Source organism: Maribacter ulvicola, assembly GCF_900155985.1.
Classification (GTDB): Bacteria; Bacteroidota; Bacteroidia; order Flavobacteriales; family Flavobacteriaceae; genus Maribacter; species Maribacter ulvicola.
Map to the genome: position 1 here is coordinate 371,912 of NZ_FTMA01000001.1, position 14,882 is coordinate 386,793.

Below are 14,882 nucleotides of genomic sequence, written 5' to 3' on the forward strand. Positions count from 1 at the left end.
TTCCTAAGTATAAAAGCATGTTACGAGTAGAGAATCTATCATTTTCATATGATACACTTCCAGTTTTAGAGTCCATTAATTTACGAATTCAACGTGGAGAGCATGTGGCTATCATTGGTGAAAGCGGGTGCGGCAAAAGCACCTTACTTAAACTAATGTATGGTTTAATGGATTTGGAACAGGGTGAAATTTTCTGGGAAGACGAACAAATACTAGGTCCGGCGTACAACTTGGTACCTGGTGCCCCATTTATGAAATATTTGTCTCAAGATTTTGATTTGATGCCGTTCATTACCGTTGCTGAAAATATAAGTCAGTACCTATCCGTATTTTATCCCGATGAATTAAAGCAACGAACTGAAGAGCTATTAGAGATGATAGAGCTGACAGAGTTTGCCGATAAAAAGGTTAAAACGTTAAGTGGCGGGCAACAACAACGTGTAGCCTTAGCAAGGGTTTTAGCGCAAAAACCAGAAGTACTCCTTTTAGATGAACCTTTTAGCCATATAGATAATTTTCTTAAAAACAGTTTACGCCGAAATATTTTTAATTACCTGAAAGAGAATCTTATTACTACCATCGTTGCTACACATGATGTGCATGATGTTTTACCTTTTGCCGATCGTGCCGTTGTTTTGCGTGATAAAGAAATAATAGCCCGGGCAAGACCTATGGAGCTTTATAAAAATCCTAAGAACTTATATGTAGCCTCTCTTTTTGGTGAGGCAAGTATGATTTCTATAGATGTATTAAAAACCTATGCCAATACCAAAAGAAAAATTATTGTCTACGCACATGAGTTTAGGGTTTCTCCTTCACAAGGCTTTCATGTTACCGTTGAAAAAGCATACCCAATGGGTAGCCATTACTTAACAGAAGGCAAGAGTGATGAAAATGAATCCATCTTTTTTAACGCAGATAGGTTATACCCAAAAGGAAAAGAAGTGTTTTTGAATGTAGCCATTGAAACTATCAACCAACGCATACAAGAAGCCACTGCTCATTAATAAAAAACGTGTTGTGAACCAAGAACAAATTCTTACCGAGTTACAGTTTAAAGCCATTAGAAGTAGTGGTCCGGGTGGTCAGCATGCCAATAAAGTTTCTTCTAAGGTAGAATTGTCTTTTCATGTAGAAGCTTCAACAGGGTTAACAGAACGCCAGAAAAAAAGAGTGCTTTTAAAATTAGGCAATAAACTAAGTAAAGAAGGTTTACTGATTTTACAGTGCGATGAATCTCGCAGCCAACATAAAAACAAAGAATTGGTTATTAAACGATTCTTTAAGCTTCTTGAAAAATCTCTAATTGTACCCAAGGCAAGAAAAAAAAGTAGGCCTACTAGGTCATCTATTGAAAAAAGGTTGAAGGGCAAGAAAATAGCTTCGCTCAAAAAGCAGAATCGCAGTAAGCCAGATTATTAAATTTCTTGTTTTTTAAGCGAAAATGGTATAGCATACGAATACGGTTAGCGCACCAGTAAGACCAAGAACGCCCGTACCCAACCCAAAAAGGCGATACCCAGTTTTTACATTCATACCACTCATTTGTGTTACTACCCAGAAAAAGCTATCGTTTGCATGAGATATTACCGCAGAACCTGCGCCAATAACTACTACGACTAAAGCTTTCTGTATTTCGGTATCAAAACCTAAAGATGACATCATAGGCATGATAATAGATGCTGTGGTAACCAAAGCTACAGTTGAAGAACCTTGCGCCGTTTTTAACGCAGCAGCCAATACAAATGGCAAGAAAATACCCATATTATAATCCGTCAAGGTTTGCCCTAGAATTTCTGCAATGCCGGAGTTCTGTAATATTTTACCAAAAATTCCGCCTGCGCCTGTTATCAATAATATAGAAGCTGCATCTTTAATTGCTTTGCCTACCCAACCCGCCGATGAGAGCATATCATAATTCAATTTTTTAGGCAAAAGCAAACATAAGAATACGCCAATTAATAAAGATATAACTGGCTCACCCACAAAATTGATAACATCTACTAGTCCGTTTTCTTGTCCGATAACCATGGAGTTTAAAACCGATTTCAAGACAATTAGAAAAATAGGAACAAGTATGGGTATAGACGCTTTTAAAGCACTTGGCGAATCTTTATTCTCTTGTTCTGCTTCTAGTGCATCTTCAACATCTGGTGGTATCATGGTTTTTGATGCATATTTTTTGGCGAATATAATTCCGACAATCAAAGCAACAATACTTGTGGGAAATCCGAAAGCGATAACCAAACCTAAATCTGCCCCAAGAATACCAGCAGCGGCTATTGGACCCGGAGTTGGCGGCACCATCGTATGCGATGCCATTAAGCCCAAGCCTAGTGCTATTGCAGGACCAGCAATGGATATTTTGGCCTTTTTAGAAAGACTTTTATTTAAGGGATGTAACAGCATAAAACCACTATCTGCAAAGACAGGTATAGATACAATATAACCAATAATACCCATTGCCGTTGTCACCCGTTTCTTCCCTATTAGACCCAATACTTTCTCTGCAATTGCAAATGCGCCACCAGTATGTTCCAAAAATGCACCAATGATCACCCCAAGCACTATGATCAGACCAATTTTACCAAGTGTGCCGCCAAAACCATCATTTATAGATACAATGATGTCAGCATAGGGCATACCTGCAAAAACACCGTATAAAATAGAAATGATGAACAGTGCTAGAAATGCGTGGATCTTTAGCTTTGTCGTTAATATAATTATGGCAATGACCGCGAGTAGTAAGTAGAATATTTCCATAATAGTGGTTTAATCAATTATTCGGTTGCTTTAAGATAACCATATAAATACTTGAATGTATTTATTGAATACCAACAATAGTCAGCTCCCTCCCGTTAAAACTAAAAACATCTCCTACTGATTTTCCAAAAACTAGCTTCCCAATAGGTGTTGCGGCAGAAATACAGTAGACGGACTTAGGTTTGCATTTAAACTCCCCTGCCGATATGGCTATGTAATATATAAAAGCGTCTGTGACAACCAAACTACCCAAACCTACCGTTGGGGCATTTCTGTCTTTTGGCACTTTTGAGAGTAATTGTTGGGTTTTTTCAAGTTCTGCTAATTGCTGACCTAGTTTTTCACGCTCTAGTTGAATCATAGCGCGACCCGTTTCATGCTTATCGCCAGCACTACTCTTTGTCTCTGAGGTTAAGGCCAACTCCAATTCTTTAATTTGATTCTGTATTCTTGTCAACCTATCGTTGACGAAATGCACGCAAAAGTGGTAAGCGTCTTTTTTTAAAATCTCAAGTGATTCAATTTCCTTCAATGTGATACAGGTCTGCCAGTTTATAGATCAAGTAATTTACGATTTGATTATCACTTTCACCACCACTTAGCATCTTTTGAATTTCAATTTCATTTTCAGCTTTAAAATAGTCTAAATCACCAGAGCGATCATCACTGAAAATGTTCCACGATTTTAATCCGCTTAACATTGCTTTATGCGCTTCGTAACGGTTTGTTATCGCTTGAACTTTTTTCTTATCTAGCTTTTTGGTTGGCTCGCCATCCTTTAACAGCATGTAATCTGCCGTAATTTGTGCATCTGCTTTTTCTGCTTCGGTAATTATCTTAAAATAAGCTCTTGATACCAAAGATTCATACTTCGTATAAAAACCTGATTCTAAATTGTCGTCCGCCAATGTCACCTCAGAATCTGTACTGGCATATAAATCATCTTTGACATACGAATTGCTGGCAATAAGGGATTGTTTCCAAGCCTCACTCTTTATATGCTCTCTCCACACTTTTGCATATTCTCGCTGGTAATGGGTTTTGGATAAACCGCAGCTATTTAGACATACTATTCCTATAGTGGCTAAAAGCGTAGCCGAAGTAATTCTTCTAATCAATGTTTTCATATAGTATACATGCTATTACAAACCAACTTAAAAGTGTACTGTTCTAGGGTAAACCAATAAGTGCATTTTGGGCAATAGGTAATCAAAGGGGATAGACAATTTAAAAATAAAAATAAGAGTAGACCTGACTTTTTGATAAGAATTAAAAAAATAGGATGAACGGGAGGTTATTTTAGTCTAACTTATTAGCTAAGTTTTTACCTATAATCCTGCCTATGGCAATGCCCATACCGCCCAAACGCACTCCACATGCTACGTTATCAGATATTTGTTTTACAATTGCCTTCTTCTGTTGCCCCACACCCATAATACCGCTCCAACTATAATCAATTTCAAAAGGCTGCTCTGGTAAAATGACCGTTTCCAATAGTTGGTTTAATTTATTTTTAATTAAGACCGTAGTACCAAAATCTGTAGTTTGTTCCGCTTTAAAATCTAGATTACGACCACCACCCAACAAAATACGATTATCAATATTACGGAAGTAGTAATACCCTTCTTCTAAATGAAATGTTCCTTTAATTGATAAGTCCCTAATTGGTTTTGTAATCAATACTTGCGCCCGTGCAGGTTTCACGTTCTCTGACAATAACTGGGCAGCAAAGCCATTGGTGGCAATCAGTAATTTTTTGGTTGTAAATGCTATATCATCGGTTTTGATCAAGACCCCTGTACCTGTATCTTCAAAAGCTTTTACTGGCGTTGCATTTAAAATATTGATGTTTTTATCGTGTGCTAATTGCAGTAAAGAATGCATCATTCTACCCGTATCTATCTGCCCCTCAAAAACATTCGAGATATAAGTATTGTTAATCCCTTTAAAATTAAACTTATTTGGCACAACCTTAAACGCATCATTCTTGAACACGGGTTGCAATAGGGCATTGACCGAATTTAATTCTTGTAAGCAGCGCTCATACAAGCCTACATCCTTATTTAAAAATAATTCGTGTCCGCCATTATTTTGATACCCTATTGCATCATCGCCCAAAAGAGTGCGTAGCGATTGTATACCATCAAACCGATCCTGTACCAATTGCAAAACCTCTTGCTCTGAATGTGTTTTGAGGTCGGATAAAATTTCAGAAATACTACCAAAACAGGCAAACCCTGCATTTTTAGTACTGGCACCTTGTGGAAGCTTCCCTTTTTCCAAAATAAGAATACGTGCCTTCGGATGCTTCTTTCTTAATTCTAAAGCACAGTTTAAGCCTACAATTCCACTACCTACAACAGTAATATCTATATTAGAAAACCATGACTTTCGTTCCCAGTAGCTTAAATTCATAGTAGTATTTGAATCTGATATAAGATAAACAATCCAACTTAAAAAATGACATAAAAAAACTCCAACATTGCTGCTGGAGTTCGTTTTTAATTTTCTGGTTGAGGATCCATTTTCCAATTATCCATAAAGGCTGTTGTGTAATTACCCGCCAAATAATCTGGATGGTCCATTAACTGCCTGTGGAAAGGAATGGTCGTTTTAATTCCCTCAATTACAAATTCATCTAAAGCACGCTTCATTTTATTGATTGCCTCTTCCCTTGTTTGGGCAGTAGTAATCAACTTTGCGATCATAGAATCATAGTTAGGAGGAATACTATACCCACTATACACGTGCGTATCCATACGTACCCCATGACCACCTGGTGTGTGTAACGTTGTAATCTTACCTGGTGATGGTCTAAAGTTGTTATAAGGATCTTCCGCATTAATTCTACACTCAATAGAATGTAATTTTGGAAGATAGTTTTTACCTGAAATTGGCACACCTGCAGCTACAAGTATTTGCTCACGAATTAAATCATAGTCAATAACCTGTTCTGTAATTGGGTGCTCTACCTGTATACGGGTATTCATTTCCATAAAATAGAATTTACGGTGTTTATCTACCAAAAACTCTATGGTACCTGCACCTTCGTATTTTATGTATTCCGCTGCCTTTACCGCGGCTTCACCCATTTGCTCTCTTAACTTATCTGTCATGAAAGGCGACGGAGTCTCTTCCGTTAACTTTTGGTGACGACGTTGTACGGAACAATCTCTTTCTGATAAATGACATGCTTTACCGAATTGATCACCAACAATTTGAATTTCAATATGTCTTGGCTCTTCGATCAGCTTTTCCATATACATACCACCGTTACCGAAAGCAGCGGTTGCTTCGTTTACGGCACTATCAAAAAGCTCTTCCATTTTGTCTTCTGAAAATACGGCACGCATACCTTTACCACCACCACCGGCAGTAGCTTTGATCATTACCGGATAGCCCATTTTTTTAGCTATCTTCTTTGCGTCTGCAACATCTTTCAATAGACCTTCTGAACCAGGTACACAAGGTACACCCGCTTCTTTCATGGTTTCTTTGGCCGTAGCTTTATCTCCCATTCGATCAATTTGATCACCAGAGGCACCAATAAATTTTATATCATGCTCTGCACAGATACGTGAGAATTTTGAATTTTCTGAAAGAAAACCATATCCTGGATGGATCGCATCTGCATTTGTAATCTCTGCGGCTGCAATTATATTTGGGATCTTTAAATAGGATTCACTACTAGCGGCAGGACCAATACATACAGCTTCATCTGCAAAGCGCACATGCAAACTTTCTTCATCTGCCTTACTATATACGGCTACCGTTTTAATACCCATTTCTTTACAGGTACGGATAACACGCAAAGCGATTTCTCCCCTATTGGCAATCAGTATTTTTTTAAACATCTTTTAAATTTTAAGTTCTAGGTTCCACAAGATTCTTACACACCGTTTTGTAACGGTATCTAACAATTACTACTCAAAATTTAGTTAAGAAGGATCTACCAAAAACAATGGCTGATCAAACTCTACCGGTGAAGAATCATCTACCAAAATCTTCACGATTTTACCAGAAACTTCAGATTCTATATCATTGAACAATTTCATAGCTTCAATAACACAAAGTACATCTCCTGTTCCAATTGAGTCACCTACTTCAACAAAAACAGGTTTATCTGGAGAAGGCTTTCTGTAGAACGTACCAATAATCGGAGATTTTATAGTAATGTACTTATCGTCCTCAGCTTTCTTCTTTTCAGCTTCTGATACGCCGGTAGCTGCTGGTTGAGCCTCTACTGGTGCAGGAGCTGCCGCTTGCATGGCTGGTTGAGCCATAGGCATGGTATGCACATAGGTAGGCTCAGAGTTACCTGTTAAGCTTCCAGTACGAATGGTAATCTTAATATCATCCGTTTCCAATTTTACCTCGCTAGCGCCAGACTTAGCAACAAACTTGATAAGGCTTTGAATTTCTTTAATATCCATATTTTCTATGTTATAATTGGTAGTTGTTGTTAGTTAATATGCCCATTTAAGGTAGATAGAACCCCAAGTAAAACCACCACCAAAGGCAGCAAAAACTAGATTATCTCCTTTTTTAAGCTGTTTTTCGTAATCGAATAATAAAAGTGGCAATGTAGCAGATGTAGTATTACCATAGCGTTGTATGTTCATTAATACTTTTGAATCATCTACCCCCATTCTTTTGGCCGTAGCATCAATAATACGTTTATTTGCTTGATGTGGAACCAACCAGTCAACATCTGATTCTGTGAGATCATTTCTATCCATGATCTTAGCGGCTACATCTGCCATATTGGAAACCGCGAACTTGAACACTGTTTTTCCTTCTTGAAAAATATAGTGTTTTTTATTGGTTACACTTTCTATGGTAGCCGGCAATAAAGATCCGCCACCTTCCATGCCCAAATACTGTCTTCCACTTCCGTCTGCCCTCAAATACTCATCTTGTAAGCCTAAGCCTTCCGTATTGGGTTCAAAAAGAACTGCACCGGCACCATCTCCAAAAATGATACAAGTAGTGCGATCGGTATAGTCAATTATAGATGACATTTTATCTGCACCTATAAGAAGTACTTTTTTATATCGTCCGGTTTCAATATGTCCGGCAACTGTAGACATGCCAAAAAGAAAACTTGAACAGGCAGCCAATAGATCGTATGCGAAAGCATTTACCGCTCCTATTTCTGAAGCAACAAAAGCTGCTGTAGAAGCAACCATACTATCTGGTGTTGCGGTTGCAACTATAATAAGGTCTATTTCAGAAGCATCTAGGCCCTTCTTTTCCATCAGGTCTTGCGCCGCTTTAATGGCTAAATATGATGTACCTTCTCCCTCTTCCTTCTTTAGTACCCTTCTTTCTTTAATACCAGTTCTTGTAGTGATCCATTCGTCATTGGTTTCAACCAAATCCTCAAGCATTTTGTTGGTCATTACAAACTGGGGAACATAGCCTCCTACCGCGGTAATAGCTGCTGTAATTTTGGTCATACTTTATTTGCTTTCTTGTAAAAAACTTAAAAACCTGTCAAAAGTCATGAAAATTAGTGATTTTCGGCGACTTTTTGGGTAAAGTTATCGGGTTTTTGAAAAATTGCAATTTATAGCCATACCTCTGTTACTTCTAAATTTATCTGAGTAACAAGGTCATAAAATACAAATTGGGCTAAAAAAAACTCCCTACTTCAAATGAAGTGGGAGCTTGGTATAATGTAAAAAGGTCTTAAGCTTCTGCTTCTTCAGTTTTGTCAACCAAAACTTGACCTCTGTAATGTAACTTTCCTTCGTGCCAGTGAGCTCTGTGAAACAAGTGAGTTTCGCCAGTTGTAGAATCGGTAGCCAATGTTGGAGCTACTGCTTTATAATGTGTTCTTCTTTTGTCTCTCCTTGTTTTGGAAATTTTTCTTTTAGGATGTGCCATTTAAACCTTATTTATCCGTTAATAGTTTCTTTAATTCGTCCCATCTGGGATCGTTTTCTTCTTTATTTGATCTTTTCTCTTTTGGTTGAAGCTCCTTTAACCTGTCTAACACTTCAGATTCTAAAGTGCCATCTTCAATACCAGGATGAATTCTTTTTTGTGGAACCGCCAATACTAACATTTCATATACATATTGCGCAATGTTCAATTGATGTTCATTATGAGGGAGAATCAATATTTCATCATTCTCATCATTATACTCTTCACCAAATTTCACCACCAAATGCAAATCGCCATTTATAGCTTGATCATAAGGTTCGCTGGTCATATCACAATTCACATTCACCGTTCCCGATGCTTCCAAATCAACCTCCATCATTGTACTTGACTTATGAAGTACTACATCTAAAATAATGGCGGCAGCGTTGAATTCATCATATCCAAAAGAATCAAAGAACGTATTGTCAATCTGATAATTAAAGTCGTGTTTTCCTTGCTTCAATCCTGAGAAAGGAATATTGAACTCCTTTTGCTTCATCACGTACACACTTAAATTAACACTAATCGCCCACAAAAGGCGGGTGCAAAGATACTATAATTTTGATAAAAGACAATAGTTATCAACTATTTATCTTTATAACTTTTTAATTGAGCCTAAAATTAACGTTCCCTCTTTAAACGTTGCTTTTTTAAGACGTCTTTTGTGAGCTCTTTATACTCAGTTCTATTCTTAAAAATCTTCAACGCCATAAAGACTGCTTCTTTAAACGAAGTCTCATCAGCCAATCCTTTTCCTGCTATTTCATAAGCCGTTCCATGATCTGGAGATGTTCTCACCTTACTTAAGCCTGCCGTGAAATTAACACCCTGACCAAATGATATGGTCTTAAACGGAATTAAACCTTGATCATGATAGGCCGCCAAAATTGCATCGAACTTTTTATATCCGTCAGAACCAAAAAAACTATCTGCAGAATACGGGCCAAATACCAAATGTCCCATATTCGCCATTTCTTTTATGACGGGTTTCAACACCTCTTCATCCTCTTTACCGATTACACCATTATCTCCACTATGTGGATTTATACCCAACAAAGCTATTTTTGGCTTTCGAATACCAAAATCCATCTTCAACGATTTTTCAATGGTATTGACCTTATCTCTTATTAATCTAGGGATAATAGCTGCAGAAACATCTTTTACCGCTAAATGATCCGTCAACAAACCTACCTTTAAGGTGTCAGTCACCATAAACATCAAACTTTCCCCTTCTAGCTCCTGTGCTAAAAAATCTGTATGACCTGGGAATTTGAATTCGTCTGACTGAATATTATTCTTGTTGATCGGTGCCGTAACCAACACGTCTATATCTCCTTTCTTTAATGCATCTACCGCAGCCCTTAAAGATTTAATGGCATACTCGCCACCAGCTTTGGTCGCCTGACCAAAATCAACTCTTGGCACTTCTTTCCACACATTAACAATATTGACCTTATTATCTATTGCTTTTGATGCATCTGGTATACCATTGAAGACAACATTGAGTTTCAGCTGCTTCATCTGAAAGGAAACCGTCTTGTTAGAGGCAAAAATAACAGGCGTACAAAAATCTAACATTCTGCTGTCTTGGAATGTTTTTAATGCCACCTCACAACCTATTCCGTTTAAGTCTCCTATTGAGATACCTAACCTTATTTTCCTATTTTCCTCCATGATAATCTGTACCTTTGTAACTCCACTTAAAACCTTGAAAATAGTTTTAGCTTTCCAAAAGGAAAAGCAAAGTGGCCGTCCCTACCTAAACTAAGGGACTCATATTAAAGGACAAAATTACTTAAATTAAACGACACATGTTTACGGGAATTATTGAAACATTAGGTAAGGTTATTTCTCTTGAGACTAAAGGTGGAAACTTAGATATCACCATTGAATCTAGCCTAACACCTGAACTTAAAATAGATCAAAGTGTTGCACATAACGGTGTTTGCCTAACCGTTGTTAGCCTTACAGACACTACTTATACAGTAACAGCTATTGCTGAAACACTGAATAAAACTAACCTAGACACCCTTAAAACCAATGATATTGTAAACTTAGAACGTGCCATGATCTTGGGGTCTAGATTGGACGGTCATATAGTTCAAGGCCATGTAGATCAAACCGGCAAATGTACTAGCGTAAAAGAAGATAATGGCAGTTGGATTTTTTCATTTACCTATGACCCGGCAAACGGCAACCCAACCATTGAAAAAGGCTCTATTACTATAGATGGTACAAGTTTAACCGTTGTTAATTCCGGCAAAAATACTTTTGAAGTGGCTATTATACCGTATACATATGAACATACACGGTTTAACTCCTACAAACCGGGTACTATTGTAAACCTGGAGTTTGATGTTATTGGAAAGTATGTTGCCAAATTGATGGCCAAATAAACGATTACACCTTTATAAATATCTCTTTCTGATGTAAGATATAGCCCACTAAGCTATAAAACAGCACTACGCTTAATCCGTATAATAAGGATGATGTTTCTAGTGCCAAAAAATCATGGACATATACTTTCTGAAACAACCAACCATGCAATGAGGTGTCACCAATTTGTATTTGTCCCATTACTTTACTGATAAAGCTAGAAAGAAAGTAAATTACAATAGCATTAGCCCCCGCATATCTGAATATGGATCCAAATTCTATTTTCTTTACATCCGTTAAATAATAAATCAAGGCCAGAATTAGATTTGCCCAACCTGCGGTTACCAATACAAAACTGCTAGTCCATAGTGCTTTGTTGATCGGGAAAAATATATCCCAAAAATGCCCTAAAATTAAAAGACTACCACCCAAACCCATTAGAATGGTGGCTTTCTTTTCTTGTTTACTGGTTAAAATAAGACCTGTGAATACCCCTAACAAGGAACTTGCAATAGCCGGCAAAGTACTTAACAATCCTTCTGGGTCATAATCTGCTTTGTAATTATGAGAGCCAAATACTTGTACATCTATCCAATTGGCTAGATTATTAGGTGCTCTTTCTAATGTAGATGCCATACCTTCTACAGGAATAAAAGTCATTAACAGCCAATATCCTATCAACAGAAATGCAGTAACCCAAATCAACTGTTTCCAGTTCAGGTTAATGAATAAAATTGCAGCAAAAAAGAAAACCACCCCAATACGTTGCAACACCCCCGGAAAACGAATTTCACTAAAGCTTTTAAAGAACGGATAGTGAATAAGAAACGCCCCCAAGAAAAGTCCCAGCGCAATTAGCTTCAATGCTCTAACGGCAATCTTTTTATAGGCAGCTGCGCCTACAGTTCTATTCTTATATGAGAATGCAATTGATGTACCTACTATAAATAGGAAGAACGGGAAAACTAAATCGGTCGGTGTATAACCATGCCAATCGGCATGTAAAAAAGGGGCATATACATTAGACCATGTTCCCGGCGTATTGACCAAGACCATGAGCAGTATGGTAGCTCCTCGAAATATATCGACCGATAAAATTCTACCTTTTACCATCTTGCTACTATAAGATGTTTCCTTTTAAGCGATTCCATGCTTTTACCAACAATACTCCCGCTATAGCAGAAACAACGGTTAAAACAATAGCTTGTGTAGTTCTACCATAAATCCAATACCCAGTAGCAAACATTATGGTGTAAATTAATACTACCCCTAATAACATAGCGGTTATACCTGCAGGTACACTCCACTTCTCTTTATCTTTTACAATCTCCACTTTATCGGTTTTTGCATCGCTAACAACTTTAGACCAACCCGGACCACCAGGTTGAATTTTAGTGTAGAAACTTCTCAAGGTATCATTAGATTCCGGCTGTGTCATTAATGTAGCCGCTAACCAAATTATCGTAGTTACTACTACTATAAATATGTATTCTGACCAATCTGGCAATACCCCAGTTTCCGTAGCAAATAAATATGCACCTACGGGAGTCAGTTTTAATATGATAGAAATAATACCAGATGCGAACATTGCCGTGATTTCACTCCATGCATTAATTCTCCACCAGAACCATCTTAAAATAAATATGAGTCCGGTACCGGCACCAAATGCCAACAAGATATCAAACAATTGAAGTGCATTTTGAAGCAGCAATGCCAATGCAGCACTAAACACCATTAAAACTACTGTTGAAATTCTACCCACTGCAACCAATCTTTTTTCAGATGCATTAGGGTTTATTTGTTGCTTATAAAAGTCAAAAACAATGTAAGACGAACCCCAGTTTAATTGAGTACTGATCGTACTCATATAAGCAGCTACCAAGGAAGCCAATACCACCCCTAACAATCCGCTAGGTAATTTGGTCAACATTGCCGAATATGCCAGATCATGACCTAATTTATCAGCGGTTACATTTGGGAAAGCCTCTTGAATACTTGCCAAATCTGGATACACCACTATAGATGCCAATGCCACTAAAATCCACGGCCACGGTCTTAATGCGTAGTGCATAATATTAAAGAAAAATGTTGCACCTATTGCGTGATTCTCATCTTTTGCCGCCAACATACGTTGCGCAATATAACCACCACCACCTGGCTCCGCACCTGGGTACCATGAACTCCACCACTGTACTGCAAGGGGAATAATAAATAAGGTTATCAATGCTTTCCTATTACTGAAATCTGGAAGGATGTTCAATTTTGAAGCTACGTTCTCATTGGCCATTAAAGCTTCAATACCGCCTACTTCTGGGATATTCACTAAATAATATGCCGCACCTATTGCCCCTGCCATGGCCACGAAGAACAGAAGAAAATCTGTATATACTACACCTTTGAATCCACCAAGGGCACTAAAAGTAACAGTTATCAAACCTGCACTTACCACCGTTTGCCAAGGCTCAAGACCTAGCATAATACTTCCTATTTTAATTGCTGCCAATGTAACCGCAGACATGGTGATCACATTGAAAATAACACCTAGATAAACTGCTCTAAATTTTCTTAAAAAACTAGCTGGTTTTCCACCATAGCGCATTTCGTAAAACTCTAAATCTGTATTAACGTTCGATTTACGCCAAAGTTTTGCATAAACGAAAACGGTCAACATCCCTGTTATTAAGAAACACCACCATACCCAGTTACCGGAAACGCCGTTGGTACGTACAATATCGGTTACTAAATTGGGTGTGTCCGTTGAAAATGTTGTTGCCACCATTGAAAGCCCTAAAAGCCACCATGGCATGGTTCTACCAGATAGAAAAAATTCTGATGAATTTTTACCTGATGTTTTTGAGACATAAAACCCTATGCCTAAGACAAGGGAAAAGAAAACTATAATAAAAGTATAGTCAAGCGTACTGAGTTCCATAAATTGGTTTTAGGTTGATTGTTAAAGATATATTATTTTAGGACATTTTTATACCTAAAACGCTAAACGTACCACGTGCTACTATCAATAACTACTGAAATTACACCAACAGCTTGGATTCTTGCATCAATTGCCACTTTTATTATAGGATTATCCAAGGCCGGCATAAAAGGAATTGCTGTTTTAAACGTTACCATCATGGCATTAGCTTTTGGTGCAAGACAGTCTACAGGTATGGTGGTACCACTGCTGGTTCTAGCCGATATTTTTGCCGTCATTTACTACAATAGATATACACAGTGGAAATATGTATTTAAAGTACTACCGTGGATGCTGGTTGGTTTACTTATAGGTGTTTTCATTGGAAATGAACTTCCTGAAAAACTCTTTAAAATAGGCATGGCCATTATCATCATCATTACCGTAGGTATGATGTTTTATTGGGACCGTAAGAAAGACAAGACCGTTCCTTCTCATTGGACTTTTGCCGGGTCTATTGGTATTATAGCCGGTATAACTACTATGGTGGGCAATTTAGCAGGAGCCTTTTCTAACATTTATTTCTTAGCCATGCGCTTACCTAAAAATCAATTTATAGGCACGGCTGCGTGGTTATTTTTAATCGTGAATATTATTAAACTTCCTTTTCACTTTTTTGTTTGGAAAACCATATCCATTGAATCGTTGACTTTAAACTTAATGCTTTTACCGGGTATTCTCTTAGGTTTCTTTGTGGGTATTCGTTTTATTAAACACATAAAAGAAGCCTTCTTTAGAAAGATGATTTTGGTCTTGACCGCTGTGGGTGCCGTGCTTATTATGCTTAGTTAAATTGGTCGTTATTTTAAATTAAGTTGTTCTTAAAATGATAATTAAATAGAAA

At 37.6% G+C, this 14,882-nt stretch carries 16 protein-coding genes; 4 read left to right on the top strand and 12 right to left on the bottom strand.

Annotated elements, in window-relative coordinates:
* The first annotated feature begins 17 nt into the window (after positions 1–17).
* Together BW936_RS01640 and arfB are read left to right on the top strand one after the other, a co-directional pair.
* Positions 18–1,007: an ABC transporter ATP-binding protein gene (locus BW936_RS01640; protein ID WP_076546583.1), complete on the top strand. Its 990-nt coding sequence runs from the start codon at positions 18–20 to the stop codon at positions 1,005–1,007.
* 13 nt (positions 1,008–1,020) lie between these two features.
* Positions 1,021–1,422, top strand: coding sequence for an alternative ribosome rescue aminoacyl-tRNA hydrolase ArfB (gene arfB, locus BW936_RS01645; RefSeq protein ID WP_076546584.1), 402 nt, complete (start codon positions 1,021–1,023; stop codon positions 1,420–1,422).
* A 12-nt stretch (positions 1,423–1,434) separates the two neighbouring features.
* Here arfB and BW936_RS01650 read toward each other — a convergent pair whose 3' ends face one another.
* The 10 genes from BW936_RS01650 to pdxA all read right to left on the bottom strand — a co-directional run bounded on the left by BW936_RS01650 (position 1,435) and on the right by pdxA (position 10,365).
* A complete protein-coding gene (locus tag BW936_RS01650; protein WP_076546585.1) occupies positions 1,435–2,763 on the bottom strand; it encodes a GntP family permease in 1,329 nt (442 codons plus the stop codon).
* Positions 2,764–2,824: 61 nt separating this feature from the next.
* Positions 2,825–3,295 carry a 3-oxoacyl-ACP synthase gene (locus tag BW936_RS01655; RefSeq protein ID WP_317042865.1) on the bottom strand — a complete coding sequence of 157 codons (471 nt, stop codon included), beginning with the start codon at positions 3,293–3,295 and terminating at the stop codon, positions 2,825–2,827.
* Entirely contained in the window at positions 3,282–3,890 is a 609-nt protein-coding gene (locus tag BW936_RS01660) for a hypothetical protein (protein ID WP_076546586.1), read from the bottom strand. Before BW936_RS01660 ends, BW936_RS01655 begins: the two co-directional genes overlap by 14 nt.
* 172 nt (positions 3,891–4,062) lie before the next feature.
* The gene (locus BW936_RS01665) at positions 4,063–5,178 is read right to left on the bottom strand and encodes an NAD(P)/FAD-dependent oxidoreductase (protein WP_076547927.1); all 1,116 of its coding nucleotides are present in this window, start codon (positions 5,176–5,178) and stop codon (positions 4,063–4,065) included.
* Positions 5,179–5,264: 86 nt separating this feature from the next.
* The gene (gene accC, locus BW936_RS01670) at positions 5,265–6,617 is read right to left on the bottom strand and encodes an acetyl-CoA carboxylase biotin carboxylase subunit (protein ID WP_076546587.1); all 1,353 of its coding nucleotides are present in this window, start codon (positions 6,615–6,617) and stop codon (positions 5,265–5,267) included.
* 84 nt (positions 6,618–6,701) lie between these two features.
* Positions 6,702–7,196 carry an acetyl-CoA carboxylase biotin carboxyl carrier protein gene (gene accB, locus BW936_RS01675; RefSeq protein ID WP_076546588.1) on the bottom strand — a complete coding sequence of 165 codons (495 nt, stop codon included), beginning with the start codon at positions 7,194–7,196 and terminating at the stop codon, positions 6,702–6,704.
* A gap of 33 nt (positions 7,197–7,229) precedes the next feature.
* A complete protein-coding gene (locus BW936_RS01680; RefSeq protein ID WP_076546589.1) occupies positions 7,230–8,222 on the bottom strand; it encodes a beta-ketoacyl-ACP synthase III in 993 nt (330 codons plus the stop codon).
* A gap of 232 nt (positions 8,223–8,454) precedes the next feature.
* Positions 8,455–8,652, bottom strand: coding sequence for a 50S ribosomal protein L32 (rpmF, locus tag BW936_RS01685; RefSeq protein ID WP_027065618.1), 198 nt, complete (start codon positions 8,650–8,652; stop codon positions 8,455–8,457).
* 7 nt (positions 8,653–8,659) lie between these two features.
* A complete protein-coding gene (locus BW936_RS01690) occupies positions 8,660–9,190 on the bottom strand; it encodes a YceD family protein (protein ID WP_076546590.1) in 531 nt (176 codons plus the stop codon).
* Between the two features lie 122 nt (positions 9,191–9,312).
* The gene (pdxA, locus tag BW936_RS01695) at positions 9,313–10,365 is read right to left on the bottom strand and encodes a 4-hydroxythreonine-4-phosphate dehydrogenase PdxA (protein ID WP_076546591.1); all 1,053 of its coding nucleotides are present in this window, start codon (positions 10,363–10,365) and stop codon (positions 9,313–9,315) included.
* Positions 10,366–10,502: 137 nt separating this feature from the next.
* Here pdxA and BW936_RS01700 point away from each other — a divergent pair, with 137 nt between their 5' ends.
* A complete protein-coding gene (locus tag BW936_RS01700; RefSeq protein WP_076546592.1) occupies positions 10,503–11,087 on the top strand; it encodes a riboflavin synthase in 585 nt (194 codons plus the stop codon).
* 4 nt (positions 11,088–11,091) lie between these two features.
* Here the strand turns inward: BW936_RS01700 and BW936_RS01705 are convergent, their stop codons facing one another.
* Together BW936_RS01705 and BW936_RS01710 are read right to left on the bottom strand one after the other, a co-directional pair.
* Positions 11,092–12,180: an acyltransferase family protein gene (locus BW936_RS01705; protein ID WP_076546593.1), complete on the bottom strand. Its 1,089-nt coding sequence runs from the start codon at positions 12,178–12,180 to the stop codon at positions 11,092–11,094.
* Positions 12,181–12,187: 7 nt separating this feature from the next.
* The gene (locus tag BW936_RS01710) at positions 12,188–13,999 is read right to left on the bottom strand and encodes a sodium:solute symporter family protein (protein ID WP_076546594.1); all 1,812 of its coding nucleotides are present in this window, start codon (positions 13,997–13,999) and stop codon (positions 12,188–12,190) included.
* A gap of 75 nt (positions 14,000–14,074) precedes the next feature.
* Between BW936_RS01710 and BW936_RS01715 the strand changes: the two genes are divergently transcribed.
* Positions 14,075–14,830: a sulfite exporter TauE/SafE family protein gene (locus BW936_RS01715; RefSeq protein WP_076546595.1), complete on the top strand. Its 756-nt coding sequence runs from the start codon at positions 14,075–14,077 to the stop codon at positions 14,828–14,830.
* The last annotated feature ends 52 nt before the right edge of the window (positions 14,831–14,882 follow it).